Genomic DNA, 25918 nt, shown 5'->3' with positions numbered 1-25918 from the left:
GCACTTAATTATGTTGGTTATAAGAATTGTTGCATTTCTATTTATTTACAAAAAAAACCATCTGAATTTTCAGATGGTTTAAGATATTTTAAAAAACTATTTGCTAAAACTATTTAGCATCTTGCTCTAATAAATCAAAAAATTGATTTAATCTAGGCATGATTATAATTTTTGTTCTTCTGTTTTTTGCCATATTAGCAGGAGAATCATTTTCTACTAAAGGTACATATTGGCTTCTTGCAGCTGCAATTAATCTTGCAGGTTGTACACCATATTTGTATTGTAAAATTCTAGTTATAGAAGTAGCACGCATTGCAGATAAATCCCAGTTATCTTGTAAAAACTGAGTTTTTATAGATTTAGAATCTGTATGACCTTCAATCATAACTTCCATTTCTGGCTGATCGTTAATTACTTTTGCTATTTTTTCTAATACCGTATACGCTTTGTCGTTTATAGAATAACTTCCGCTTTTAAATAAAAGTTTGTCAGAAATAGAGATAAAAACAACCGTTTTTTCAACGTTTACTTCAATATCTTCATCCTGTATACCATCTGTTAGGTTTTTTGTTAAATGATATTTTATAGCCAAATTAATAGAATCTTTCTGTGTCATTGCACTTCTAATTCCGTTAATATATTTATCTTTTTCACTTAATTGGGCAATCACATTATTAATACCTTCTGTAGAAGATTGTGTTAACACAGTTAAGTTTTCAACTTGTTTTAACGCATTTTTTTTGTCTTCTTTTAAATAATCTATTTGCTCTTGCAAACTAGTTGTTTTTGCATCATCCTTATCTTTTTCTATTAAGCACTTTTGCAAACTTGCTTTTACATTTACCAACTCTGTTCTTGCTTGGTCATGCTTTGCTTGTAATGCGTTAAATTCTTTTTTACTAGCACAAGAACTTAATAATACGATTGAAAATAAAATGACTGATATTTTTCTCATTATTTCTTAATTAAATTTATGACTACAAACTTAATAAAATGGATTCACAAAAAAATGGGATTAACTATATTTTATGAAAATTTTATGCTCTATTTTTGTGCCTTAATTTATTTTTGGATGAAACCTAAAAGTTTACTTGTTTTTTTATTTTTATTTTTTGTTTTAATAGGATGTACAAAGAAACCTGTATTCAAAGACTTTACTTTAAAAGGAATGGTTTTTGGTACTTCTTATAAGATTACCTACTTAAATGGTGCTAAAAACTATCAAAAATCTTTAGATAGTATTTTCTTTTTAGTGAATAAATCGTTGTCTACTTATATTCCAACTTCAGATATTTCTAAAATTAATAAAGGAGATTCTACCATTGTTGTTGATGATTTATTTTTAGAAGTTTTTCAAAAATCGACACAAATTTATAAAGAAACAGATGGTTTTTTTGATCCAACCGTTGGCAACTTGGTAAATGCTTATGGTTTTGGTCCTGAGAAAGGGAACATTGTTTTAGAAGAAAATGTGCTAAAAGAACAAATGCAGTGGGTAGGTTTAAACAAAGTAAAAATCATCAATAAAAAAGTAATTAAAGAAGATGATCACATTTATATCGATTTTAATTCTATTGCAAAGGGTTTTGGTATTGATGTGGTTGCTCGTTTTTTTGACGATAAAAAAATAAACAATTACCTTATAGAAATTGGTGGAGAAATAAGAGCTAAAGGAGCAAAGAAAAACAACCATCCTTGGATTATTAAATTAGTAAATCCTGTAAAAATTGGTTCGGAAAAAGGGTATAAAAAATTAAACTTGTCTAACAAATCTATGGCAACATCTGGTAATTATAGAAAATTTAGAATTACACAAGATGGGAAAAAATTTGTGCATACTATAAATCCAAAAACAGGTTTGGCTACAGAAAGTAATTTGTTAAGTGCTTCTGTTATAGCTGGTTTAGATTGTGCAAATGTAGATGCTTATGCAACTGCTTTTATGGCAATGGGATTAGAAAAAACAAAAGAATTTTTACAAAATCATAGTAATTTAGACGTAATTTTAATTTACGCAAACTCTAATGGTGTTTTAGAAGAGTTTTCTACCTATAAACAAAGTGGAATAGTTGTTGATGTTAACAAGTAGCTGTTGTTTTATGTGTATAAATAAGTAATTGCTCACTTTTATAGAGCAATTATTTTTATAATTTTGCGTTATTATTATTAATAAAAAAGAAAAATATAGTTTGAAAAAATTACTTCCTTTATTATTTTGTGTGCTTATTAGTTTTACACAAAACGGACAAATAAAAAAAACTATTGCCGATCTCTATATTAATGAAGCAAATAATATAATTCAAGATAGAATAGATTTTAAACAAGCTTTGGTAAGTTTTAATAAAGCCTTAACACACATGTCTAGAGTTACATCTACTGATGTTGCGCAATTGGGGGCTTTAATTTATTATGAAAATGAGCAATATAAGAAAGCCAAAGAGTTTGTGAATATTTATTTTTCATTAAAAAGCCAAGATAGTTCTGAAGAATATGAAAATTTACTGGCTTTTAAAACGCTTATTGATAATCAATTAAATAATAAGGATTCAAACGGGAATTTGATTAAAAATACCGGTTACCAAAAATCTAAAGGTTATACCGCAATCTTTGGTAGGTCTAGAGACTTAAATAAAATAGAATCTTTAAAGTCTGTTTGGAAAGAAAAATCTAAGGAACTAGTTTTAAAAGTTGATAAAATATATCCGTTTAATAAAAATAAAGTAGCGCTTTTTTTAAAGGATTCTTATTTTGGAATTTTAAATGATGATGGCAACATTGTTATTACGGCTGATGAGTATAAAAGTGCAATGAAATTTGATGGTTTTATTCTTTTTTTAAACAAACCATTAAATCCTACTAAAATATTTTGTTATAATACGGTTACAAAAGATGGCTTTCTATTGCCTAAAGTAACTGCTTTTAATACAGTATCTACACATTATGGCAGGGTAATGTTGCCAAGAGCAAATGGTTTATTGGTAATGTATCCTAATAAATCTTATGAAACCATGATTTATGATTTGAATCAGAAAAAAATTATAAAATCAGATGAGAAAGTAGGTTTTTATAATGACTTGCAAAGTAAAAAAATTATTCAGGATTATTCTATTAATGGTAAAGTTGAGAAAAATAACAAATGGTATGATTTTGGAGGTTCTTTAGGAGGTGGTATTTATACATTGTACACTATAAAAAGTCATCATGTAGATTCTTTCTTATTTTCTGCATCGGGTAAAGTTTTAAAAACAGTACCAATTTACCAATATTTAGGGGCTTTTTATAACAATGCTATTCAGGCAATTTTTAGAAATAAAACCATTTGGCTTAATAATAAAGGTAAAAAAGTAAGAGCGCCAATAGATGAGTATGGAGATTATAAAGGATCTGCTAAAGTTGTTGAATTAGAGTCTGGTTTTCATATAATTAAAGACAATATAATTGTTTTAGGAGAAAAAAAACTAGAAACAATGGATGAATATATTAAAAGTCAGCGTCTACAATAAGTTATTTTTTATAACAAACGGGTAGTATTTCATGCTTCATTAAGCAGTATTTTGCTAATTTTTCTGCTGAAAATTTCTCAGTATAATTTACTTCATCAACCGTAAAACCAATGGTGCGTAGTTTGTTAAAATAATCTTTTCCGTAGACACGAACATGATCATATTGTCCGAAGATTTGTGTGCGTTCTTTTCTATCTGTTATGGTATTGTCTTCAAAAGTTTTTTCTCTAGATAAGTCCTGCGGAATCTGGAATATGCCCATTCCTTTTGGTTTTAACACTCTAAAAAGTTCTTGCATTGCCTTGGTATCATCTGTAATATGTTCTAATACATGATTACAAAAAACAACATCAAAAGCCTTGTCATCAAAAGGTAAATTACAAATATCTGCTTTTACATCTGCAATAGGAGATTCTAAATCAGACGTAATATAATCTAGATTTTTCTGTTGTCTAAAAATATCTAAAAAACATTGTTCTGGGGCTATATGTAATACTTTTATTTTTTCTTCAGAAGTAAAGAATGTGGTTTCATTTTGTAAAAATAACCATAACAATCTGTGTCTTTCTAAAGATAATGTAGAGGGAGAAAGTGCATTTTCTCGTTGTTTACCATATCCATAAGGCAAAAATTTTCGAAAACTTTTACCATCTATTGGATCTGTAAATGTATTGCCTTTTAAATAAAAAGAAATTATTGGGCGCACTAAATAACTGACTTTAATTAGCCAAGGTCTTGGTACTGTATTTAAGATGGACTTGAAGATTTTCATGGTTATTGTGCCACAGAGATTCGCAGAGTATTTTCACAGAGAATCACAGATTTTTAAATTGTGTTTATAAAACGTTTTAATCCGTTTTTTAATAATTTTGTGTGGAAATTAATTAATAATCCTAATGGGTAATTGCCTAATTTCATATATGTTAAAATTTGAGCAGAATGAACATCAGTGAAAGTCTCCACAGTTTTTAGTTCTAAAACTATTTTATCTTCCACCAATAAATCAATTCTATAACCGTGATCTAGTTTTAAATCTTTATAAATTATTGGTAGTGAAACTTCCTTTTTTACTTTTAAATTTAGATTTTTTAATTCAAAGAATAAACATTCTTGATAAGCAGATTCTAATAAACCTGGTCCAAGAGTTTTATGAACTTCAATGGCTGCACCAATAATCTTTTCTGTTATTTTATTATCCATAGTTTATTTATGAAATGGTTTTATAATATAAACAATTTCTCTGTGAAACTCTTTTACATCATAATAAAATAAACTCCGTGAATCTCAGCGTAAAAACTACTGTCTAAATTCATCTTCTTCATCGGTAACAATACCTAAAGCTTCATGAACATATTTAAAGGTTGATAACAATTCTGGTTTTCCGTTTACGATAGCAACGTCATGCTCAAAATGTGCAGAAGGTTTGTTGTCTAAAGTAGTAATGGTCCAACCATCAGCATGTTGTCTAATTTTATGAGTTCCCAAATTTGTCATTGGTTCTATGGCAACAACCATACCTTCAATAAATTTTTTACCTCGACCGCGTTTTCCGTAGTTTGGCATTTCAGGATCTTCGTGCATTTCTCTTCCTAAACCATGTCCAACTAATTCTCTAACCACACCATACCCATGATCTTCTGTAAATTTCTGAATTGCATAACCTACATCACCAACTCTATTACCTGCTTTAAATTCTCTAATACCTACGTATAAACTTTCTCTAGTAATGTCTAAAAGTTTTTTTGTTTCTGCTGCAATTTCTCCAACTGCAAACGTATAGGCATGATCTCCATGAAAACCATTTTTATATGCACCACAATCTATAGAAATTATATCACCTTCAACTAAAGGAGTTTTATTTGGAATACCGTGTACTACCTGAGAATTAGGACTCATACAAAGTGAGTTTGGAAAATCATATAAGCCTAAGAAACCAGGTACAGCACCTTCTGCTCTTATAAAATCTTCAGCAAGTTTGTCTAAATATAATGTTGTAACACCTGGTTTTACTTCTTTAGCAAGCATCCCTAATGTTTTTGAAACTATTAAAGCGCTTTCGCGCATAAGTTCTATTTCTTCTTTGGTTTTAATTATAATCATCGTAAAAAATTGAAACGCAAAGTTACTGTATTTTATAGGATTTTAGAAGTTTTATCATGATTTGAAGAAGTATATTTATAAAAAAGAAACTCAAATTTTAAGAAGGTATGAAGTCTTTTAAACAAAAAATAAGCCCTTTCAGGTTTTGTACATCTGAAAGGGCTTACTATGTTAAATTTTTAGTATTGAAATCTTTTATTTGCTTTTATCATAAGAGTGTTTATAATGTTGGCCAGAAACAATTTTTAGCATGTCTTTTTCTAAAGATTCACGTGCATATTCTACATATCTGCCAATTTCTTTACCGTCTTTATAAAAAATAAAAGTGGGTACTCTTTTTATATTAAATCCTTTCTGCAAATTATCAGGAGTTTTTTTACTTCTGTTTACAGTAATCAATTCTAAACCTTTTAAGTCAAAATTGCTGTTTTCTAATATTTTATAAAAGTGTGGTGTTTCTCTTTTACTATCTCCACACCAAGTACCCATAAATCCTTTAATTTTAATTCCTTTTAAAGCAGGTTCTAATTGGGTTATTGTTGATTGGTCTAGCTGATAAGTATTAAATTTTTCTTGAAACCATGTTTTATAAGGTTCTTGAGAAAAAGATTCTTTATTGGCGTAACCAACTAAATCTCCGCTTTTATTTTTGTCTGCAGTTGCTTTTTGTTGCACTGTACAAGCAGTTAAAACAACCATAAAAAGGCTTAAAAGGATTTTTTTCATATAAAAATTAGATTATAAAAGTGAATGTTGTGTCATTTCTTTAGGTTGTGCAACGCCCATTAAATCTAATATTGTTGGTGCTACATCTCCTAGAACTCCACTTTTTATAGATTTTATTTCTTTGTCTATTAAAATAAAAGGTACCGGATTAGTAGTGTGCGCAGTATGAGGAGAACCATCAGGATTCATCATAGTTTCGCAATTACCGTGATCTGCAATTAATAAAATAGAATACCCATTATCTAAACCAGTTTCTATAACTTCTTTTGCACAAATATCTACGGCTTCACATGCTTTAATAGCAGCGTCCATCATACCTGTATGACCAACCATATCTCCATTGGCAAAGTTTAAACAAACAAAATCTGCTTCTCCTTTCTTTAAATCTTCACACAAAGCATCTTTTAATTCATACGCAGACATTTCTGGTTTTAAATCATAAGTTGCTACTTTTGGTGAATTTCTTAAAATTCTAGATTCCCCTTCAAAAGGTGCTTCTTGACCTCCAGAAAAGAAGAAAGTTACGTGAGGATATTTTTCTGTTTCTGCAATTCTAATTTGTTTTTTTCCTGCAGCAGATAATACTTCGCCTAAAGTATTTTTAATATTATCTGTGTTGTAAATAACATTTATTCCTTTAAAAGATTCATCATACAATGTAATTGTAGTATAATATAAATCTAATTTTTTCATTTCAAATTCAGGAAAATCATTTTGAGACAACGCATTTGTTAATTCTCTTCCTCTATCTGTTCTGTAATTAAAGAAAAGTACAACATCACCTTCTTTTATCTTTGTTTTTGGAGAGCCATCTTCATTGGTTACAATGATAGATTTATGAAATTCATCTGTAATTCCGTCTTCATAATTCTTATTCATAGTTGCAATAACATCGGTAGTTTTAGTACCAATACCATTTACAAGTCCGTCATAAGCTTCTTTCACACGTTCCCATCTATTGTCTCTATCCATGGCATAATATCGTCCAGTAACAGAAGCTATTTCACCTCCGTTTTCTTTCATATAATCTTGCACATCCTTAATAAAATAAGTTCCAGATTTTGGGTCACAATCACGTCCGTCTGTAAATGCATGTAAGTACACATTATTTACATTGTTTTCTTTAGCAACATCTAATAAACCTTTTAAGTGATCTATGTGTGCATGAATACCACCATTAGAAACTAATCCTAATAGATGAACATCTTTATTGTTTTCTTTGGCATATTTAAAAGTGTCTAATAAAACCTCTTCTTTACCCAAAGTTTTTTCTCTTACAGCTTTATTTATACGCGCTAAATTTTGATACACGATTCTACCAGCACCTAAATTCATGTGTCCTACTTCAGAATTCCCCATTTGTCCTTCTGGCAAGCCAACATGTTCTCCATCTGTTCTTAATTGTGCATTCGGATATTTGTCATATAAACCATTAATAAAAGGTGTTTTTGCATTGTAAATTGCGGATACTTTTGGGTCTTGTGTAATTCCCCAACCATCCAAAATCATAAGGATAACTTTCTTGTTCATTGTCTTAAAATTGAACAGTAAAATTAAGAAATATTTTACCGTTTTTATTGATTTTATAAATTTTTTACGAAACCGATAGCGTAAATTTTTGTTCAGTTTTTTAGATATTTATGTAGAAAATTTTAATTGTTTTTTCTTTAAAAGTTTTCTCATAAATATTGTTAAAATTAGAGCTCATTTGTTAAACCCTTGTTAATTGGGGGGTTTAACTGAAACGTTTTTCTTTTTTGGTAGTCTTCTCTATATAACAATCAAATTTTTAATTTAACCAAAACCCAATATTATGAAAAAATTAATCTTATCAATGTTCGTATGTTTAATGGCATTTTCTTCAGTAAATGCAAATTCTTTAAAAAATGCTAGTTCTAAAACTTCTGTAGAGTTAAATGCGTATGCAACCAATGTAAATACCTTTTGTAAATTAATACAAATGGGAAATTATGAAGCGGTAAAATCTTTAATTGAAGCAGGAGAAAATGTCAACAAAAAATCTAACGGATTAACGCCTTTAATGTTTGCTGCAAGACATAACAAAGCAAAAATTGTGCAACTTTTAATTGATAATGGAGCTAAAATTAAAACAAAGTCAGATAGAGCAAAAATGACTGCGTTGGAAATAGCAAAGAGATCTAAAGCAACAGATGCCATAAAAGTGTTGAAAGAGGCGCTTTAAAAAGTTCTTAAAAAATACAAATTGAATATAGACTGTCTTTTAAAAAGGCGGTCTATTTTTTTTATTTTAATAAGATAACTACTAAGTAATTAAAATTTAGAAAATGGTATTCATCACCTTTAGCGGTGTTATTTACATAAGCCTTATTTTATTTAGGGTTTTAAGGGTTTAAAATAGGAAGTTAAGCCTAGATGATTTGTAAAAAAAAACGGCAAATTTAATGCATTTAAAATCTCACACTTTACAGCTATGTAGTTTTAAGTATAGGAATGAATTACTTTCTGTATTTTCTTATGGCTGCTTTTATTTTTTCTATTCTATCTTCTGGAATAGGGTGAGAACTTTTAATTTCTGGAATCCGGTTTGGAACTGCATTTGCTTTTAAAATTTTTATGACACTAATTAAATGTTCCGGATTATAATCAGCATCAATCATTAATCTTACAGCAAGTTCATCACATTCAAGTTCATCTTCATGATCATTTGTTAGAAAGGTTGATTGTTCTATGCCGGTTGCAAGTTTATCTAAATCATCCCCTAAATCATCGCCCATGGTTACTAGTTTCCAAAAATTTTCTTTTGTAATTCTTTCATTGGTATGTTTTGCTAAAACATGACCAATTTCATGTCCGAGAACGCCAGCTAATTGATCTTCATTTTTCAATTTTGAAAACAAGGCGTATGTAATAAAAATTTGTCCGCCAGGCAATGCAAATGCATTTATTTCTCTTTCATCACGCAGTAAATGAAACTCAAATGTATAATCAGATTTTTTAGCAAAAGTACTATCAATCAATTTTTTTCCTACAGCATTTATCAAATCATTGGCTGGTTTACTAGCATGTAATCCTTCATGTAATTGAGCCAATGTAGGTGCAAGTTGTACGCCAATGGCTATTTCTTGCGCAGGCGAAAGACCAATTGTTTGTGTTCTTTCTGTGTAGGGATTAACTTCATTATGACTACATTTTCTGATGTAAATAAAAGAGACAATTGCAACTACAAGTAACATGCGTATTTTAAAGTTCCCTTTTCTCATTATTAAAAAAATAGTTTTTGTTTTTTATTAATTGCGATAAAGATACAAAAACAGAACTTTTATTTGTGAAAAATATTAAATCACTATTTTAATATGTAATTTTGTAAGGATAATTCAATTCATTTACATGAAAAACCATTTTCCAATTAATAGTGTTACAAAAAAACTGCCAAAGCATTTGCATAAATTTGTGGTACAACAACCTTATGAAGAATATACAGCTCAAAACCAGGCAGTTTGGCGCTATGTAATGAGAATGAATGTTGATTATCTGAGTAAAGTTGCACATAAATCATACGTAGAAGGTTTGAAAAAAACAGGAATTTCTATTGATAAAATTCCTTATATGGATGGCATGAATCGAATTTTAAAAGAAATTGGTTGGGCGGCAGTTTCTGTAGATGGGTTTATTCCTCCAAATGCTTTTATGGAATTTCAAGCGTACAATGTTTTGGTAATTGCTTCTGATATGAGAACTATTAATCATATAGCATACACACCAGCGCCAGATATTATTCATGAAGCTGCCGGTCATGCACCTATTATTGCAAATCCTGAATATGCAGAATATTTAAGAAGGTTTGGAGAGATAGGTAGTAAGGCAATTTCTTCTGCTAAAGATTATGAAATGTATGAAGCTATTAGGCTTTTATCCATTTTAAAAGAAGACCCAAATTCTTCTGAATCGGAAATTTCTGAAGCTCAAAATAAAGTAGCGTTTTTACAAGAAAATATGGGCGAATTGTCTGAAATGGCTCAAATACGTAATTTACATTGGTGGACCGTTGAATACGGGTTAATTGACACTTTAACAAAACCCAAAATATTTGGAGCTGGTTTGTTGTCTTCTATTGGAGAAAGTAAATGGTGTATGCAAAAAGAGGTGAAAAAATTACCGTATTCTATTGAAGCTGCAAATGTTAATTTTGATATTACAAAACCGCAACCGCAACTTTTTGTAACGCCAGATTTTGCTTATTTAAGTTTGGTTTTAGAAGAATTTGCAGAAACAATGGCAATAAGAACAGGAGGTTTAAAAAGTGTAGAAAAACTAATTACTTCAAATAATTTAGGAACCGTAGAATTAAGTACGGGAATACAAATTTCTGGTCTTTTTAAGGAAGTAATTGTATGTAAAAAAGGAAAAATAGCCTATATACAAACTCAGGGAAAAACAGCACTTTCTAGTAGGGATAAGGAGTTAATTGGTCATGAAACAGCAGCACATAAAGATGGTTTTGGCTGTCCGATTGGCAAGCTAAAAGGAATTAATTTACCTATTGAAAACATGAGTCCTAGAGATTTAAAAGCATACGGAATTTATGAAGGAGAACGCTTAACATTAGAATTTGAAAGTGGTGTAAAAGTAGTAGGAAAGGCAATTACAGGAACTAGAGATTTAAGAGGAAAAATTCTTTTAATTTCCTTGACAGAATGTACCGTTACTTTTGAAGATAGAGTTTTGTTTAAACCAACATGGGGAATTTATGATATGGCCATTGGTAAAGAAGTTGTTTCTGCATATTCAGGTGCGGCAGATGCTAATTCTTTTAAAAATACAAACAAAGTTTCTGAAACTAAAACACATAAAATACACTACACAGAGACAGAGAAAAAGTTATATGTGTTGTATAATGTAGTTCGGGAAATGCGTGAGGCTGAGCAAACTACTGAAAAAAAAATAACAGAAATTTTGAATCAGTTAAAAATTAAATTTCCTTTAGATTGGTTATTGCCATTAGAATTATATGAAGTAGCTTTGCAACATCAGTTTCCTATTCAAAATAAAATTTTATCATATCTATTGAAATTAAAGAAACATGATGGTTATAAAAAATTAATTGCGAACGGATTAGATTTATTACAAACAAATAAATTGCAGTCTTAAAAATAAAAAAAAATGGGATTATTCGGTATATTTAGTCATAATGACAAAGAAAGTGAAATTAAAGATTATTTAGAAAATGACGCTATCGTTTTAGACGTTAGAACTCAAGAAGAGTGGAATGAAGGCCATATTGGTACTTCTAAACACATTGTTTTAAATTTAATTCCGTTAGAAATAGAACAAATTAAATCTTGGGAGAAACCTATTATTGCAGTATGTAGAAGTGGAAGTAGAAGCGGGCAAGCAGCACAGTTTTTAGCACAGAACGGAGTAGATGTTATAAACGGTGGGCCTTGGCAAAATGTAGCTCAGTTTGTAGAAGAAAAGTAAGGTTTCTAAGTTTTATGCTTTTTTTCTATAAAAAAGCAATATTTTTTTCTTTATTTAGACAATGCTTGTCTAAATTAGATTCTGTTTTTGGGCTTTTATAACAGCTTCAATTTTACTGTGTACTTGTAATTTTTTATAGATGTTTTCTATATGTTTTCTTACAGTTGCCGGAGAAATTATTAAATTATCTGAAATGCTATTGTAGCTTAACCCTTTGCTTAACTGCACTAAAATTTCAGTTTCTCTTTTAGTCAATTTTATGTTTTCTTGTTCCTCTGGTATGGTATCTAATAAACTAGGGTTTCTTAACAAATTTAACGTTTTTAAAGCAATACTTGGCGTCATTGGTGCGCCACCTTTTGTTACTTCAATAATGCTTTTATACAGGTTTTCTGCATCTATTTCTTTTAATAAATACCCATTTGCACCAGCTTTTATCGCTTTAAAAATACAATCATCATCATCTACCACAGTAAGCATTATTATTTTAATTTGTGGGTATTTATTTTTTACAAGTTCTGTAGCTCTAATGCCATTCATTTCTGGCATTTGTATGTCCATTAAAATAACATCTATATTATGATTGTCTTCTAATTTACCAATTAATTCTGCACCATTATTGGCATGAAATTTTATGCTAATATTTTCAAAAAAAGAAAGTTTTTCTTTAATGGCTTTAAAAAGAAAATAGTTGTCTTCTGCAATGCTTATTTTTAAGTTCATAGTAGTTTCTTAATTTATTCTCTAATTTACAAATTCTTAAGAAAACAGTTATACGTCATTTGACGTATTTTTAACTGGTGTTTGAAGTGCTATTTTAGTACCTTTTTTTAGTTGGGAACTAATTTTTACAGTGCCATTTATTTCCGCCATTCGTTTTTCCATGTTGCTTAAACCGTTGCCTAATTCAATAGAATTCATATCAAATCCATTGCCATTATCAGCAATTAAAATATGTAAATTCTCATGATCTTTGCTCATGGTAATGGTAACTTTAGAAGCATCAGCATATTTTATAGCATTATTTAGCGCTTCTTGAATTACTCTAAAAACATTCATGCCTTCAATAGAAGAAAACGTAATTTTTTCATCAACATTTTGATGAATTTCAAATGCGATATTTTCGGTGGCAATTTTTGCTTTTTCAACAAAAGATAAAATTCTGGCATGTAAATCTTCCATAGAAATTTCGCTTTTATTCATTGCCCAAATAGTATCTCTTAAATGATGAATAGTTTCTGAAGTAAAAGAGCTAATACTAGATAATTTATTCTTTAAAGTTGCGCTCGAATCTTTGGTAATAAATTTTAAATTATTAATAGAAGAAATAATAAATGTAAGTTGAGAGCCAATATTATCATGTAAATCTCTAGAAATTTTAAGTCGTTGTTCTTGCAACCTGTTTTGGGTTTTTATGGTTGATAAAGCGTCTTTTAAGTAAATTTCTTTCTGTAATTGTTTTCTTTTAAATTGATTTTTTTTATAAATAGCAAAAAAGATAATTCCTAAAATAAGTAAGGCAGAAGTTAGTAGAAGTGTGTATAAATTTCTGTTTTTTATAGCCAGTTTATGTTGTAATAATTGTTCTTTTTGAATGGCAATTTCTTTTTCTTTTTTAGAAGTTTCATACTTCACTAAAAGCTCATTAATATCTTTTATTTTTGTTTTTTCGAAAAGACTATCTTTTTTAAGGTTGTATTCTTGTTCATATTCATAAGCTACTTTATAATTGCTAGATTTAAAATGTACTTCAGATAAGTATTTTAAAGCATCAACTTCAAATTCTTTATACTTATTTGTTGTGCAAATATTTAGGGCTTCATGCAATTGTGTTTTTGCTTTATAATATTGTTTTGTTGAAATATAAGGTTTTGAAATACCAATTTTAGCGCTGGCGAGTTCATACAAATTTCTATCTACATTAAATTCTTTTATAACTTGTAAATAGCGTTTAATAGATGTAGCATATTCTTTTAAATTATATTCTGCTTCTGCAATATTTGCATTCATATAAGGAACATATCTCTTATAGCCCAAATCTGAATATATTTTTCTTGCATTTTTACTATATGTTATTGCTTCTTTATTTTCACCCAATTTAAGAAGCACTGCACCAATATTTCCGGTTGTAATTACAATGCCAATTTTAAAATCATTTTCTTCATAAATTTTTAGTGCTTTGTTATAATATTCTAAGACTTTGGCATATTTTTTTTGTTTTTTATACACAATGCCAATATTTACTAAAACTGCAGGAACTTGATCAAATTTAGTAGACTTTTCTTCGTATATTTTTAGGGCAATAAAATAGTTTTTTAACGCTTCTAAATAATCTCCGCTTTCATCAAAAATAATTCCTAAATTTGTGTAAGAATCTGCAATACCAATAGAATCATGTATTATCTTTTTTAATTCTAAACTTTTTGTGTGATAATATAGCGCACTATCTTTATTAGATTTTGCCTGAAAAACACTACCAATACTGTTGTAAGAGGTTGCAATAGATTTTTTGTTTTTTATTGCCTTAGAAATTCTGAGTGCTTTTTTTCCAAAATACAAAGCAGTATCTAGATTAGAGTTTTTGTATTCCCAAGAAATCTCATTTAAGTAGGTTATTAAAACAGTGTCTTTGGCGTTTTTTGATTCATGTAAAAGACTGTCTAATCTCTTGTTTTGAGAGTTCACTACTAATGAAAAAAAAATGAAAAAGGAGGTAAAGAAAAAATGTCTTTTAAAAATCATAATTAAATTGATATTACCGATCATCTATAAGTTACTAATTTACAGAATTTTTTCATTCTTTGGGAATGGAAGAATTGAAGGAGTTGGTTTTTTTAAATATTATTAAAAATTTCTCCTAAAGTAAAATCAATATTTAAAATATCAACTTTAATTTTTACCAGTTTCTGAAAGGTTTTTTGTTCTAGTCTTTTTACCTTTTTTTGAACCGATTTAAGTTGTACAGAATTTTTTTTCTCAATTTCTAATTCATTATAAATTACAGATAGTTTATGTTGTGTTGTTTCTTTCATTTTTTTATAATTAAAAGTGAAATAAAATATTAAAATACCTGATAAAATAAGCGTAATTAAGGCAATTTGATAATGTAGGTTTGTAGGCATAAATATTAAAAATGAGCACTAATTTAGTTGATAAAACATGATTTTTTAAAGGAGATGATTAAATCCTTTTGAAAAAGTATCAATCATCTCCTTTAAAAAACAATAGTTATTTTTTTATTGATCATTAAACTGTCCTAACCATTTGTTGTTTTCTGTGGATGAAATATTAATTTCATTCAAACTTCTGGAAGCTGTCATAGAAACATCATAAGAAATTTTATCTCTACAAGTATCTCTAAATTGAATTTCTGTAGAGCCCGCCGTGGTTAATCTTGGGTTTTTAATAGTAATACATTCTTTACCATCTATTTCTACCGTTAAAATGTTATTCATAAGGGTAAAAGTGCCTTTTGTACCTTCTTTATAAGGTGAGGCAGCATCCGGAAAATGCATGGTTAAATTATAAGTTCCTTCTATAGATGCGGCCGCGGTTCCTGCGGTGTCTCCAGACGCTAAAGTAAATGCGCAAACAGTGGCGCAGTTGCCATCCATACTATTGTCGCTACTAGAACAACTAAAGATTAAAAATGAAATTAGAAATAGTGTTATAATTTTTACAGAAGTTTTCATAATATGAGTTTTAAGATTCTTTTTCAAATGTCTATAAAATTAGGGTCAAAAAAAATACGACAGATGTCGTATTTTTCTCCTTTTCATAATTTTTTTTAGTTTTTAGGAGCACTAAATTTACCTTCCGTTACAGCTTTAGTAGAATTTCCGGCACTAGCATTTATGCCTGTGAAAGAAAAAGTTCCAGAGATGGTAGTTGCAGTATCTTCTGTAATTTTTATTGTTCCGTTACCAAAATCAAAGGTAGACATCCATGCAGCAATAGGATTAATGGTTCCGTATGAAATTGAACTTGAATTGGTTAAAGCATTGCCTGTTACATACGTACCAACACCAGCATAATTAAAAATATTAATTCGTATATATTCTCCGTCAGAAGTTGATCCTTGTATGGCAGCAACATCTGTAGTTACTGTTGCACCAACGGTAGCTTTTAATGATGTCCAATCAGTTCCTTCAACTTTAGCAGATAAAGTTCCTTCGCCGGATAACCCTAAGTCTTCATCGGATGCATTACTGCAAGAAAACAACATGGTAACAAAAGTAAGTAGTAGTAAGTTTTTTAAATTTTTCATAATATTTGGTTTTTAATTATATACCAAAAATCTTGAATACTTAAGAGGTTTACAATACGGCATTTATCGTATATTTATTTTTTAATGAACTTTTTATAGATAAATATTAGGATAATTAGAGTTATAACAGTGATAAGAATAGGAATTCCGTAAATAGCAAGGTAAAAAATACCTCCAATTATGCCATTGCCCATGCCACCTACTTCGTAAGCACTTTTAAACTCTATGGGTTTAAAAATAGTATTGTGCATGTTATCTTCAGAAAATGTATCTATAGCTTTAAAATAAGACTCACTTTTTGTTGTAATTTCTTTAAAATTGAAGTTTTCTATTTTCTCGCTGTAGGTTATCACAAAATTAGGGTCTGGATTGTACCCATAATCTGATATGGAGAATTTTAAAATGTTATTTTCTTTGTTAAAAAATAACGGTGTTGGCGTGCTGGTATTTATGTTATCCAAAGAAATATGATCCATTATTTGTGTATAAAAATCTCCTTTTTCTATAGGTGATTTCCATAAAGAGCCCGTTTCAATTAAATAAATAAAAGCATTTTTATTAGCTGCATTATATCCTGCTGTAATTCTAGCATTGTTGGTGTTTACTAAGAAAAAGACAGTAAATTTTGTTATTTTATTAGGTGGAAAAACAATTTCCCAAACGTACCAATTATCGTTTTCTGCATTTGGTCCTTTAAAGATAGGTGCTTCATTTCCGTTTACCAAACCTTTAATTTTATATAAACCATCTACGTTAACCTGATTTAATTTACCCTGTTGTTCAACATGTTTAAAAACATTATTAATTGGGTAGCCAACTTTTATTTTTAAAGTATCTGTACTGGTATTTTTAAAGTAATAGTTTCCTTTTACTGTTGCAAACCCTTTGTAAAGTTGCATAAAAATAGTTTCAGATTTCATCTGAATTTTTTTGTAAGCAATAGTGTCTTCAGGATATAATAGAGTAAAAGAGCCACTACCACCAGCATTCCAAACACCTGGTTGTGCAGAATTTGATAGTAATAAAATACTTGCTAAAAAGACAATTACTAAGTAGTGGAAATTTTTCATATTACGTCATTTTTTGTTTATTCAGTAAAAATAATAAGTTGTTTTTTTATTTCTTCTTCAGAAACTTTTTCGTTGGATAGTTTTTTAGATATATAATTTAATGTTGCTGAATTTTCTTTAATAGATTCTAAAGATAAATCTATAATTAATCTAAAAAGAATAAGTAAAATAGCGGCAATAATACCAGCTTCACCAAAGACAATAAAAAAGAAAGAAAGTATTACAACAAATTGTTGAATAAATATGCGCACATAAGGCTTAAACATTATTTCGGTGGCAGTAAAAACTTTGTATTTTTCGTTTTTAATATAATCTACAATAAATTTACCTAAATGTGTAAAAACTATTGCCGGTAGCGCATATTGTATTTCTTCTAAATTTAAAATTGCAGTATAATTTTCTATAATATTAAAAGGTTCTTTTATAATACCGTTGCCTTCTATGCCAAAAAGAGAAAAACCAAAAATAGATTGTATGGCAATAAAAAAACCATAATGTATTAAGAAAAAAAGAACTAAACCGTAATTTTCTGATTTTATGTTTTTTGATTTTCCGTAGGAAAGGCTACCTAACATTTTTAATGCATTAAAAATACCTATAATAATGGTTTCTAAAAAATAAGCAAAAAGTATAGACATGGCGGTAGCTTTACCTATATAAAGTAAAAATAAAAGGTAGATAGAACTTAACCAGATAAAAGCATTTTCAGGAGTTGGATATAATATTTTTTTTAGCATTTTAACCTTTTTGTTTTAAAAGGTAAAGTACCAATAATTTTTTACAACTGAAAATAAGGCAAATGACGTATTTTTTTAAAAATTGATAAAAGGAAACAAGTTTTGTAGTTTTTGTTTTTTCAATTCTAAGTTTTTTAAAAATTGCTGATGTTGTTCAGAATTTTTGTTAAAAGGTCTGTGTACAATTCCTTTTTGAATTGCTTCAACTTGTAACATGGTTTTTTTTGAATCTTCAGAAAACCAAGTCTCAGAAAATCTTTCCCAAATATAATTAATGGCTGTTTTATTTGGATGTACCATATCTTCTGCATAAAACCGATAGTCGCGTAATTCATCCATCATAATTTCATAAGAAGGAAAGTAAGACACAGCTTTATTATTAAGTATGTTGTGAATTGCGGTAATTAAATGTGCTTTGCTTTGTGTGTTTTCTATAAAACCATCTTTTAAATGTCTTACAGGAGAAACGGTAAAAATAATTGTAGCTGTTGCATTTACACTTTGTATTAACGAGATAATTTGTTTTAAACTTGCAGTAATCTCATCAACAGAAAGCAACTCTTTTAAAAAATTTTTCTGTGGAATTTTATGACAATTTGCCACAATTTTATTTGTTTCAATAAAACGATAAACCCAAGAAGTGCCCAAGGTAATAATGATGTGTGAAGCTTCTTTTACATTTTTATTGGTAGAGGAACTTGCGGAATTTAAATTGTTTAAAAGTTCATTTTTATCGGAAGAACTTAAAGCGGAATGAGCGTCTAAACAATGCCAACGTTCATTTTGTAAGATAACATCAGCTGCTGTGTATTCTTTTTTAGAAAGTGCGTTTGAAATTAGGTGTTCTATGGCTTTTGGATGAAATAAAATTCCGAATGGATTTTGATTTGAACGAAACTTATAATATGCCAATTTGTTACCAATATTCTCGGAAAAACAAGAACCAAACAATACTATTTTAGCATTGTAATCTATGAGGTTTTTAGTCTCTTTTTTTAACGAAATTATAGTTTGAAGTTGCATAGGTTAAAGGTAAAATAAAAAAGGTTCAAAATAAAACTTTGAACCTTTCTTACTTTATTTTAGATTTTTTTAAACTAAATAATCTATTGCTCTTTCTAATACTTTAGGAATTCCACCAGGGTTTTTACCTCCGGCAGTCGCAAAGAAATTTTGTCCGCCACCACCACCGTGAATTAATTTTCCTAATTCTCTCACTACTTTTCCGGCATCGTAACCACGTTCATTTGCTAATTCTTTAGAAATATAACAGGTTAGCATGGCTTTGTCTTTTGCTGCGGAAGAAGCAAATAATAAAAATAAATTTTTACTGTCTTTACCCAAAGAAAAAGCTAGGTTTTTAATGCCGTTTTGGTCTAAATCTATTTTTGTTGCCAAAAACTGTACGCCATTAATTTCTTGTAATTGGTTTTTAATTTCGCCAGTTACATTTTGTGCTTTTTCTTTTAATAATTGTTCTATTTGTTTTTGTAAAAGAGCATTGTCTTCTTGTAACTTCTCAACGGCTTTTACAGGGTTTTTACTGTTGTTTAATAAATCTTTAATTTCAAATAAAGTTCTATTATTATCAAAATAAAATTCTTTAACACTATCGTTTGTAATTGCTTCAATTCTTCTAATACCAGAAGCAACTGCACCTTCAGATTTTATTTTAAAATGCCAAATATCACCGGTGTTTTTTACATGTGTTCCACCACAAAGTTCTATAGATTTTCCAAACTTGATAGCGCGCACAGAATCGCCATATTTTTCACCAAATAAAGCCATTGCTCCATTAGCAATTGCCGTTTCCATTGGTATGTTTCTGCTTTCTTCTAAAGGTAATTTTCCTTCAATTCTAGCATTTACAAAATTTTCTATATCGCGTAACTCTTCTACTGTTAATTTAGAAAAATGAGAAAAATCGAAACGTAAATGTTTAGAGTGTACAGCAGAACCTTTTTGGGTTACATGTGTTCCTAAAACAGCTCTTAAAGCTTGGTGTAATAAGTGTGTTGCTGTATGGTTACATTCAGTTCTATAACGTTGTTTTTCATCAACAACCGCTTTATAAACACCATGAATTTCTTTAGGAAGATTTTTTGTGAAGTGAATAATTACGTTATTTTCTTTTTTTGTATCTAAAATATAAACAACATCGCCTCTAGAATCCTCTAAATATCCTTTGTCTCCAACTTGTCCGCCACCTTCTGGATAAAAAGGTGTTAAATTAAATACAAGTTGATACATTTCACCATCTTTTTTAGAAGTAACTTTTCTGTATCTGGTAATTTTTATTGAAGTTTCTAAGGTGTCATAACCTACAAATTCTTCTTCGGCATCTTCATATAAAATGGTCCAATCATCTGTAGACATTTCACTTGCTGCACGTGATCTGCTTTTTTGTTTTTGAAGAGCTTCTTCAAAACCTTTTTCATCTAAAGTTAACCCTTTTTCAGAAAGTATTAAAGCCGTTAAATCTATTGGAAAACCATAGGTGTCATACAATTCAAATGCTTTTTCTCCAGAGATTTCTTTAGATTTTTCGCTTTCAATAATTCTATCTAAAAGCAATAAACCTTGATCTAAAGTTCTTAAAAAGGAAGTTTCTTCTTCTTTTATTACATTTTCAATTAATTGTTTTTGTGCTTTTAATTCAGGAAAAGCAACGCTCATTTTTTTGCTTAAAACTTCTACCAATCTATAAATAAAAGGTTCTTTTTTATCTAAAAATGTAAATCCGTAACGGACAGCTCTTCTAAGTATTCTTCTAATAACATAACCTGCGCCAGTATTGCTAGGCAATTGTCCGTCTGCAATAGAAAAAGCAACTGCTCTTACATGATCAGAAATTACACGAATAGCAATGTCTTGTTGTTCATCATTCCCATATTTTGTATTGGTTATGGTTTCAATTTCTCTAATAATTGGTGTAAAAACATCTGTATCATAATTAGATTTTACGTTTTGCAACACCATGCATAAACGTTCAAACCCCATACCTGTATCTATGTGCTTGTTTGGTAATTCTTCCAATTCGCCTGAAGCTCTTCTATTGTATTGCATAAAAACCAAATTCCATATTTCTACAACATGCGGATGGTCTTCATTCACCAAACTTTTACCGTCTACCTTTGCTTTTTCTTCAGCAGAACGCAAGTCTACATGAATTTCAGAACACGGACCACAAGGACCTTGCTCTCCCATTTCCCAGAAATTGTCTTTTTTATTTCCTTTTAAAATTCTATCTTCAGCTATAAATTGTTTCCAAATGTCATAAGCTTCTGTGTCCATTTTTAGTTGATCAGCATCTTCAGAACCCTCAAATACGGTTACATATAAAATGTCTTTGTCAATTTTATAAACTTCGGTTAATAATTCCCAAGCCCAGGCAATTGCTTCTTTTTTAAAGTAATCTCCAAAAGACCAATTTCCCAACATTTCAAATAACGTATGATGATAGGTGTCATAACCTACTTCACCTAAATCGTTATGTTTACCAGAAACACGCAAACATTTTTGAGAATCGGCAATTCTATTTTTTTTAGGAGTTCCATTTCCTAAAAAGTATTCTTTAAAAGGCGCCATACCAGAGTTTACAAACATCAAAGTGGGGTCATCTTTTGTAACCATTGGGGCAGAAGGCACAATTAAGTGAGATTTTTCTTTGAAAAAATTTAAAAAGGTAGCACGAATATCTTGAGCTTTCATAAAAAAAAGGAAATTTCCAATATAGGATTTTGTTAATAAAACTTTAAAAAAACAACTTTAAAATAACAATTGTAAAACATTTTGTAGATTTGTTAACATTCAAAAAATGAATTTAATTCAAAATTTGTTTTAAATACACAAAAATAGTACAATTAGCAATATGGCAAAAGTAAAATATTATTACGATGCGGATACACTTTCTTATCGAAAAATTGATATAAAAAAGGGAGATTATTATAGGAAATCGGTTTTTGTTTTTTTTGCGGTATTATTAATTGCTTTTATAGGCTTTATTGTATTGAGTCAATTTCTTATGTCTCCTAATGAGCGTGCTCAAAAAAGAGAACTAGAGAATTTAAAACTTCACTATCAAGTTTTATCAAAAAGATTAGAAGAGAGTTCTACTATTTTAGGAGAGCTACAAGAAAGAGATAATAATATCTACAGAATTTATTTTGAAGCAAACCCTATTCCGGAAGAACAAAGAAAAGCAGGTTTTGGTGGTGTAGATAGATATGAAGCCTTAGACGGTTTTGATAATTCTACAATGATTAAAAAACTCACAAAAGATTTAGATATTCTTTCGTTACAAGTGGCAGTGCAATCTAGATCTTTAGATGAGATTGTTGTTTTGGCAAAAGAAAAAGAAAAAATGTTAGCGTCTATTCCTGCTATTTTACCCGTTAAATTAGTAGATTTAACAAGAATGGCTTCTGGTTTTAAGTATAGAATGCATCCTATTTTAAAAATTAGAAAGTTTCATAAAGGAATGGATTTTACAGCACCTGTTGGCACACCAATTTATGCCTCTGGTAATGGAAAAATAATTAGAGCAGAAAGAAGTGCTACTTTTGGTAATGTTGTTTTTATAGATCACGGGTATGGCTATAAAACCATTTATGCGCATATGAGTAAAATAAAAGCTAGAAGAGGACAAAGTGTGAATAGGGGAGATTTAATTGGTTATGTGGGTAATACAGGACTTTCAATGGCTTCGCACTTACATTATGAAGTGCACAAAAATGATAGAGCTGTGAATCCTATGAGTTTTTATTATGGAGATCTAACTCCAGAAGAATTTGCAGCTATGCAGAAAGCTTCTGAAGAAGAAGGACAATCTTATGATTAAGAAGTAAGTATTAAGTAAAAAGTAAAAAGTATTAAGTATTAAGAAGTAAGTATTAAGAATTAAGTTATGGTTCATAAGTTTTAGTAATTTTTTGGCTATAAATGTCTTAGTCTTTTTAGCTTTGAACACGGAACACGGAACACGGAACACGGAACACGGAACACGGAACACTGACCACTAACCACTAACCACTGAATAAAATGCACATAGATTTACCCGAAAAAAGATATTATAAAATAGGAGAAGTTGCCAAAGCATTCTCTGTAAATACTTCATTAATACGTTTTTGGGAAAAAGAGTTTGATGTTATTAAACCGAAAAAAAACGCAAAAGGTAATCGATTATTTACTCCTGAAGATATTTCTAATTTCAAGTTAATTTTTAGTTTGGTAAAGGAAAGAGGGTTTACATTAGAAGGAGCAAAACAGAAACTCAAGAAAAATCCGGAAGGAATTGTAAATAATATCGAAATTATTAGTAGATTAGAAGCAGTGAAAGCAGCATTGCTCAAAATAAAAAATCAACTCTAAATCTTATCAGATGCCAAAAAAGTATGTAGACATAGAAACACTTAAATACATACTTTATGATATTCATAAATTAAAAAATTCACTTGCTAGAGAACGATTTCAAGATCATGATATGGAATCGTTAAATTTATTTTTAGACTCAGTTAAGGAGTTTTCAGATAGAGAGTTGTATCCGTATTTTAAAGAAATGGATACAACGCCGGCGTATCATAAAGATGGAACAGTATTAGTTCACAAACAAGTAGAAAAAGTAATGCAACAATCTGGAGAGATGGGCATTATTGCAGCTTGTTTTAATTATGATATTGGTGGTTTACAACTTCCATTTATTATATTACAGGCCGCACTTTATATCATGGAATCTGCCAATAATAATTTACCGGGTTATGCGGGTTTAACAGGTGGTTCTGCAGAATTAATTGTAGAATTTGGTACCAAAGAATTAATAGATACGTTTGTGCCAAATATGCTTTCCGGAAAATGGGCAGGAACTATGTGTTTAACAGAACCACAAGCAGGAAGTTCGTTGTCTGATATCGTAACAAAAGCAACACCAACCAATCAAGGTTTTTATAAAATTAGTGGACAAAAAATATTTATTTCTGGTGGAGATCATCAATATTCTGAAAATTTTGTGCATTTAGTCTTGGCAAGAATTGAAGGAGCACCAAAAGGAACCAAAGGAATTTCTTTGTTTGTAGTACCTAAAAACAGACCAAAATCAGACGGAACTTTAGAGTATAATGATGTAATGACCGTTGCCGATTTTCAAAAAATGGGCCAACGAGGGTATTGTACTACACATTTAGGTTTTGGAGATTCTGATGATTGTAGAGGATGGTTAGTAGGTGAAGAACATGCAGGATTAAAACAAATGTTTTTAATGATGAATGGAGCAAGAATTGCAGTTGGTAGAGGTGCAGCGGCTATTTCTATGGCGGCGTTTAGAGCTTCTTTGCAATATGCAAATGAAAGACCTCAAGGAAGGAAACTAACAAGTACAGGGAAAAAAAATCCGTCAGAAAAACAAAGTTTAATTATAGTACATCCAGATGTAAGAAGAATGTTATTGTTGCAAAAAGCAATTTCAGAAGGTTCTTTATGTTTGGTGTTGTTGGCTTCTAAATATCATGATTTTGAAACAACGGCAACTTCAAAAGAAGAAAAAGAAAAGTACCATTTATTGTTAGAAATGATAATTCCTATTGTAAAAACGTATCCTTCAGAAGCAGGGGCAGAGTCTGTAGATAACGGGTTACAAGTATTAGGAGGTTATGGGTTTTGCACAGATTTTGTACTTCAACAATATTATAGAGATATTAGAATTTTTGCGGTGTACGAAGGTACAACTGGTATTCAATCTCAAGATTTATTGGGAAGAAAAGTAACCATGCAAAATGGTAAAGGATTAGAATTATTATCCGCAGAAATTTTAAAAACCATTGCAGCAGCTTCAAATGATATTGATTTAAAAACCTATGCAACTATTTTAGGTGATAAATTAAAACTTTCGCAAAAAGTGCTGGGGCATTTATTGCCAATAGCGAAGAAAGGAAATTACGAACGTTTTTTAGCAGACGCAAACTTATTTATGGAATATATGAGTATTGTAGTGCTAGGTTGGTTGTGGTTAGAAATGGCTGTTGATGCTAAAAATGCATTAAAAAATGGGGATAAAAAGTACTCAGAGACCTTTTATGAAAGTAAAATACATACCATGAAATTCTATTTTAAATACGAAGTTCCAAAAACCAATGCATTGTCAGAATCTTTAATGAACAATGAAGAGGTAACCATCAAAAAAGACAAAGAATATATTTTATAGGTTTTAACATTTTTATGTAGGCACAAAAAAAAAGTTGTTTTATACGCTGTAGGCGTGCATTTGAGAAACACTATGGATAAAAAGGCGAAATCAATTTTATTTAAAACTTATTGGAATACTCAAGGTTGGAAACGTGAATTTGAAACTGACCCAATAGATTTTGAGTATGCTAAATCAAAAGGATTGATGTTCGAACCTGTTTCAATGTCAATGAAAGAGGTTAAAGCGGACTTGAAAAATTTATTAAACCAAATAAGTACGAAAAAAATAACTGACGGATTTTTATCAAGTTTGACTAATAAAAGACTTGATTGGCGTTCTGCTATTGCTAGTTACTTTAATGCCAAATTAATACTTGAAGGAAAAAGAGAGTTTTATCGACCTGAAATTTTTGAATATAAAAATGAAGACTTAAATGTTCTGAATTTTGAGCGAATTAAATGGAGCGGAGTTAGACATTCAGATTTATTATACAATTATCTTGATTTAAAGTTGTTTGAAAAAGAAAATATTTCTGAACCAAAAGAATTGGACATTCAGACTTTTAAAAATATTCTAAAATCTATAAATGATTCAGAGATTGGAGAATATCCAGGAAAATTAAGAGACCGATTAAAGGAAGTTATGAAAGGAAGTAAAAATGAGCGCCATACAATAATGGAAATTCTTGGATGCTGTGAAATTTTGGAACCTAAAAGTTATGATAGACCAACAACTGGAAGACACGATTGGGCTTTTGTTGAATATTGGAGAGGTGAAGATAAATTCAACAAAAAAATAGTTAATGAATATTTTGAACAGTATTTGAAATAAAATGCTAACTTATGACGTGAATTTGTGTCTAGTATTGTATTCTTATG

General features: G+C 29.6%; 25 protein-coding genes. 9 read left to right on the top strand and 16 right to left on the bottom strand.

What is annotated here, in order from left to right; translation table 11 throughout:
* Positions 1-109: 109 nt before the first annotated feature.
* Positions 110-955, bottom strand: coding sequence for an OmpA/MotB family protein (locus tag ACSHW5_RS00875; RefSeq protein ID WP_435674211.1), 846 nt, complete (start codon positions 953-955; stop codon positions 110-112).
* A 54-nt stretch (positions 956-1009) separates the two neighbouring features.
* Between ACSHW5_RS00875 and ACSHW5_RS00870 the strand changes: the two genes are divergently transcribed.
* On the top strand, positions 1010-2089 hold the full coding sequence (locus ACSHW5_RS00870; RefSeq protein ID WP_435674210.1) for an FAD:protein FMN transferase: 1080 nt from the start codon (positions 1010-1012) through the stop codon (positions 2087-2089).
* 100 nt (positions 2090-2189) lie between these two features.
* On the top strand, positions 2190-3503 hold the full coding sequence (locus tag ACSHW5_RS00865) for a hypothetical protein (protein WP_435674209.1): 1314 nt from the start codon (positions 2190-2192) through the stop codon (positions 3501-3503).
* Between the two features lies 1 nt (position 3504).
* On the opposite strand, the gene ACSHW5_RS00860 is transcribed toward ACSHW5_RS00865, so the two are convergent.
* The 5 genes from ACSHW5_RS00860 to gpmI all read right to left on the bottom strand — a co-directional run bounded on the left by ACSHW5_RS00860 (position 3505) and on the right by gpmI (position 7859).
* Positions 3505-4275 carry a class I SAM-dependent methyltransferase gene (locus tag ACSHW5_RS00860; RefSeq protein ID WP_435674208.1) on the bottom strand — a complete coding sequence of 257 codons (771 nt, stop codon included), beginning with the start codon at positions 4273-4275 and terminating at the stop codon, positions 3505-3507.
* A 53-nt stretch (positions 4276-4328) separates the two neighbouring features.
* A complete protein-coding gene (locus ACSHW5_RS00855) occupies positions 4329-4703 on the bottom strand; it encodes a GxxExxY protein (protein ID WP_435674207.1) in 375 nt (124 codons plus the stop codon).
* A 96-nt stretch (positions 4704-4799) separates the two neighbouring features.
* The gene (gene map / locus ACSHW5_RS00850; protein ID WP_435674206.1) at positions 4800-5603 is read right to left on the bottom strand and encodes a type I methionyl aminopeptidase; all 804 of its coding nucleotides are present in this window, start codon (positions 5601-5603) and stop codon (positions 4800-4802) included.
* A 195-nt stretch (positions 5604-5798) separates the two neighbouring features.
* Complete coding sequence (locus ACSHW5_RS00845) at positions 5799-6329, bottom strand: TlpA family protein disulfide reductase (protein WP_435674205.1); 531 nt, start codon at positions 6327-6329, stop codon at positions 5799-5801.
* A 12-nt stretch (positions 6330-6341) separates the two neighbouring features.
* Positions 6342-7859: a 2,3-bisphosphoglycerate-independent phosphoglycerate mutase gene (gpmI, locus tag ACSHW5_RS00840; protein WP_435674204.1), complete on the bottom strand. Its 1518-nt coding sequence runs from the start codon at positions 7857-7859 to the stop codon at positions 6342-6344.
* Positions 7860-8142: 283 nt separating this feature from the next.
* Between gpmI and ACSHW5_RS00835 the strand changes: the two genes are divergently transcribed.
* The gene (locus ACSHW5_RS00835; protein ID WP_435674203.1) at positions 8143-8532 is read left to right on the top strand and encodes an ankyrin repeat domain-containing protein; all 390 of its coding nucleotides are present in this window, start codon (positions 8143-8145) and stop codon (positions 8530-8532) included.
* Between the two features lie 274 nt (positions 8533-8806).
* On the opposite strand, the gene ACSHW5_RS00830 is transcribed toward ACSHW5_RS00835, so the two are convergent.
* Positions 8807-9571: a M48 family metalloprotease gene (locus ACSHW5_RS00830; RefSeq protein WP_435674202.1), complete on the bottom strand. Its 765-nt coding sequence runs from the start codon at positions 9569-9571 to the stop codon at positions 8807-8809.
* Between the two features lie 127 nt (positions 9572-9698).
* Between ACSHW5_RS00830 and ACSHW5_RS00825 the strand changes: the two genes are divergently transcribed.
* Positions 9699-11459, top strand: a complete 1761-nt coding sequence (locus ACSHW5_RS00825) for an aromatic amino acid hydroxylase (RefSeq protein WP_435674201.1) — start codon at positions 9699-9701, stop codon at positions 11457-11459.
* A gap of 12 nt (positions 11460-11471) precedes the next feature.
* A complete protein-coding gene (locus tag ACSHW5_RS00820) occupies positions 11472-11789 on the top strand; it encodes a rhodanese-like domain-containing protein (RefSeq protein ID WP_435674200.1) in 318 nt (105 codons plus the stop codon).
* A 69-nt stretch (positions 11790-11858) separates the two neighbouring features.
* Here the strand turns inward: ACSHW5_RS00820 and ACSHW5_RS00815 are convergent, their stop codons facing one another.
* The 9 genes from ACSHW5_RS00815 to alaS form a co-directional block, all read right to left on the bottom strand.
* The gene (locus ACSHW5_RS00815) at positions 11859-12512 is read right to left on the bottom strand and encodes a response regulator (protein WP_435674199.1); all 654 of its coding nucleotides are present in this window, start codon (positions 12510-12512) and stop codon (positions 11859-11861) included.
* Between the two features lie 48 nt (positions 12513-12560).
* Positions 12561-14474, bottom strand: a complete 1914-nt coding sequence (locus ACSHW5_RS00810) for a tetratricopeptide repeat-containing sensor histidine kinase (RefSeq protein WP_435674198.1) — start codon at positions 14472-14474, stop codon at positions 12561-12563.
* A 149-nt stretch (positions 14475-14623) separates the two neighbouring features.
* Positions 14624-14821 carry a hypothetical protein gene (locus tag ACSHW5_RS00805; RefSeq protein WP_435674197.1) on the bottom strand — a complete coding sequence of 66 codons (198 nt, stop codon included), beginning with the start codon at positions 14819-14821 and terminating at the stop codon, positions 14624-14626.
* Positions 14822-15025: 204 nt separating this feature from the next.
* A complete protein-coding gene (locus ACSHW5_RS00800) occupies positions 15026-15481 on the bottom strand; it encodes a hypothetical protein (protein ID WP_435674196.1) in 456 nt (151 codons plus the stop codon).
* A 95-nt stretch (positions 15482-15576) separates the two neighbouring features.
* Complete coding sequence (locus ACSHW5_RS00795; protein WP_435674195.1) at positions 15577-16056, bottom strand: DUF6252 family protein; 480 nt, start codon at positions 16054-16056, stop codon at positions 15577-15579.
* Positions 16057-16130: 74 nt separating this feature from the next.
* Complete coding sequence (locus tag ACSHW5_RS00790; RefSeq protein ID WP_435674194.1) at positions 16131-17126, bottom strand: hypothetical protein; 996 nt, start codon at positions 17124-17126, stop codon at positions 16131-16133.
* A 17-nt stretch (positions 17127-17143) separates the two neighbouring features.
* Positions 17144-17863, bottom strand: coding sequence for a DUF6498-containing protein (locus tag ACSHW5_RS00785; protein ID WP_435674193.1), 720 nt, complete (start codon positions 17861-17863; stop codon positions 17144-17146).
* Positions 17864-17938: 75 nt separating this feature from the next.
* Positions 17939-18886, bottom strand: coding sequence for a GSCFA domain-containing protein (locus ACSHW5_RS00780; protein ID WP_435674192.1), 948 nt, complete (start codon positions 18884-18886; stop codon positions 17939-17941).
* Between the two features lie 69 nt (positions 18887-18955).
* Positions 18956-21574 carry an alanine--tRNA ligase gene (gene alaS, locus ACSHW5_RS00775; protein ID WP_435674191.1) on the bottom strand — a complete coding sequence of 873 codons (2619 nt, stop codon included), beginning with the start codon at positions 21572-21574 and terminating at the stop codon, positions 18956-18958.
* A 160-nt stretch (positions 21575-21734) separates the two neighbouring features.
* On the opposite strand from alaS, the gene ACSHW5_RS00770 reads away from it, so the two are divergent.
* The 4 genes from ACSHW5_RS00770 (at position 21735) to ACSHW5_RS00755 (ending at position 25871) form a co-directional block, all read left to right on the top strand.
* Positions 21735-22703 carry a M23 family metallopeptidase gene (locus ACSHW5_RS00770; RefSeq protein ID WP_435674190.1) on the top strand — a complete coding sequence of 323 codons (969 nt, stop codon included), beginning with the start codon at positions 21735-21737 and terminating at the stop codon, positions 22701-22703.
* A gap of 200 nt (positions 22704-22903) precedes the next feature.
* The gene (locus ACSHW5_RS00765; RefSeq protein WP_435674189.1) at positions 22904-23233 is read left to right on the top strand and encodes a MerR family transcriptional regulator; all 330 of its coding nucleotides are present in this window, start codon (positions 22904-22906) and stop codon (positions 23231-23233) included.
* A 10-nt stretch (positions 23234-23243) separates the two neighbouring features.
* Entirely contained in the window at positions 23244-25058 is a 1815-nt protein-coding gene (locus ACSHW5_RS00760) for an acyl-CoA dehydrogenase (protein ID WP_435674188.1), read from the top strand.
* A 72-nt stretch (positions 25059-25130) separates the two neighbouring features.
* Positions 25131-25871, top strand: a complete 741-nt coding sequence (locus ACSHW5_RS00755; RefSeq protein ID WP_435674187.1) for a hypothetical protein — start codon at positions 25131-25133, stop codon at positions 25869-25871.
* Positions 25872-25918: the final 47 nt, after the last annotated feature.

The sequence above is a fragment of the Polaribacter sp. genome (assembly GCF_051251875.1).
Classification (GTDB): Bacteria; Bacteroidota; Bacteroidia; order Flavobacteriales; family Flavobacteriaceae; genus Polaribacter.
The sequence above is the reverse complement of the archived record's forward strand: the minus strand, read 5'-3'. Positions and strand labels throughout refer to the sequence as shown.

Bases quoted from the DNA above. Each gene is read 5' to 3' on its own strand.
- ACSHW5_RS00875 (WP_435674211.1), bottom strand. From the start codon at position 955: ATGAGAAAAATATCAGTCATTTTATTTTCAATCGTATTATTAAGTTCT.
- ACSHW5_RS00870 (WP_435674210.1), top strand. From the start codon at position 1,010: ATGGGATTAACTATATTTTATGAAAATTTTATGCTCTATTTTTGTGCC.
- ACSHW5_RS00860 (WP_435674208.1), bottom strand. From the start codon at position 4,275: ATGAAAATCTTCAAGTCCATCTTAAATACAGTACCAAGACCTTGGCTA.
- ACSHW5_RS00855 (WP_435674207.1), bottom strand. From the start codon at position 4,703: ATGGATAATAAAATAACAGAAAAGATTATTGGTGCAGCCATTGAAGTT.
- map (WP_435674206.1), bottom strand. From the start codon at position 5,603: ATGATTATAATTAAAACCAAAGAAGAAATAGAACTTATGCGCGAAAGC.
- ACSHW5_RS00845 (WP_435674205.1), bottom strand. From the start codon at position 6,329: ATGAAAAAAATCCTTTTAAGCCTTTTTATGGTTGTTTTAACTGCTTGT.
- gpmI (WP_435674204.1), bottom strand. From the start codon at position 7,859: ATGAACAAGAAAGTTATCCTTATGATTTTGGATGGTTGGGGAATTACA.
- ACSHW5_RS00835 (WP_435674203.1), top strand. From the start codon at position 8,143: ATGAAAAAATTAATCTTATCAATGTTCGTATGTTTAATGGCATTTTCT.
- ACSHW5_RS00830 (WP_435674202.1), bottom strand. From the start codon at position 9,571: ATGAGAAAAGGGAACTTTAAAATACGCATGTTACTTGTAGTTGCAATT.
- ACSHW5_RS00825 (WP_435674201.1), top strand. From the start codon at position 9,699: ATGAAAAACCATTTTCCAATTAATAGTGTTACAAAAAAACTGCCAAAG.
- ACSHW5_RS00820 (WP_435674200.1), top strand. From the start codon at position 11,472: ATGGGATTATTCGGTATATTTAGTCATAATGACAAAGAAAGTGAAATT.
- ACSHW5_RS00815 (WP_435674199.1), bottom strand. From the start codon at position 12,512: ATGAACTTAAAAATAAGCATTGCAGAAGACAACTATTTTCTTTTTAAA.
- ACSHW5_RS00805 (WP_435674197.1), bottom strand. From the start codon at position 14,821: ATGAAAGAAACAACACAACATAAACTATCTGTAATTTATAATGAATTA.
- ACSHW5_RS00800 (WP_435674196.1), bottom strand. From the start codon at position 15,481: ATGAAAACTTCTGTAAAAATTATAACACTATTTCTAATTTCATTTTTA.
- ACSHW5_RS00795 (WP_435674195.1), bottom strand. From the start codon at position 16,056: ATGAAAAATTTAAAAAACTTACTACTACTTACTTTTGTTACCATGTTG.
- ACSHW5_RS00790 (WP_435674194.1), bottom strand. From the start codon at position 17,126: ATGAAAAATTTCCACTACTTAGTAATTGTCTTTTTAGCAAGTATTTTA.
- ACSHW5_RS00785 (WP_435674193.1), bottom strand. From the start codon at position 17,863: ATGCTAAAAAAAATATTATATCCAACTCCTGAAAATGCTTTTATCTGG.
- ACSHW5_RS00780 (WP_435674192.1), bottom strand. From the start codon at position 18,886: ATGCAACTTCAAACTATAATTTCGTTAAAAAAAGAGACTAAAAACCTC.
- alaS (WP_435674191.1), bottom strand. From the start codon at position 21,574: ATGAAAGCTCAAGATATTCGTGCTACCTTTTTAAATTTTTTCAAAGAA.
- ACSHW5_RS00770 (WP_435674190.1), top strand. From the start codon at position 21,735: ATGGCAAAAGTAAAATATTATTACGATGCGGATACACTTTCTTATCGA.
- ACSHW5_RS00765 (WP_435674189.1), top strand. From the start codon at position 22,904: ATGCACATAGATTTACCCGAAAAAAGATATTATAAAATAGGAGAAGTT.
- ACSHW5_RS00760 (WP_435674188.1), top strand. From the start codon at position 23,244: ATGCCAAAAAAGTATGTAGACATAGAAACACTTAAATACATACTTTAT.
- ACSHW5_RS00755 (WP_435674187.1), top strand. From the start codon at position 25,131: ATGGATAAAAAGGCGAAATCAATTTTATTTAAAACTTATTGGAATACT.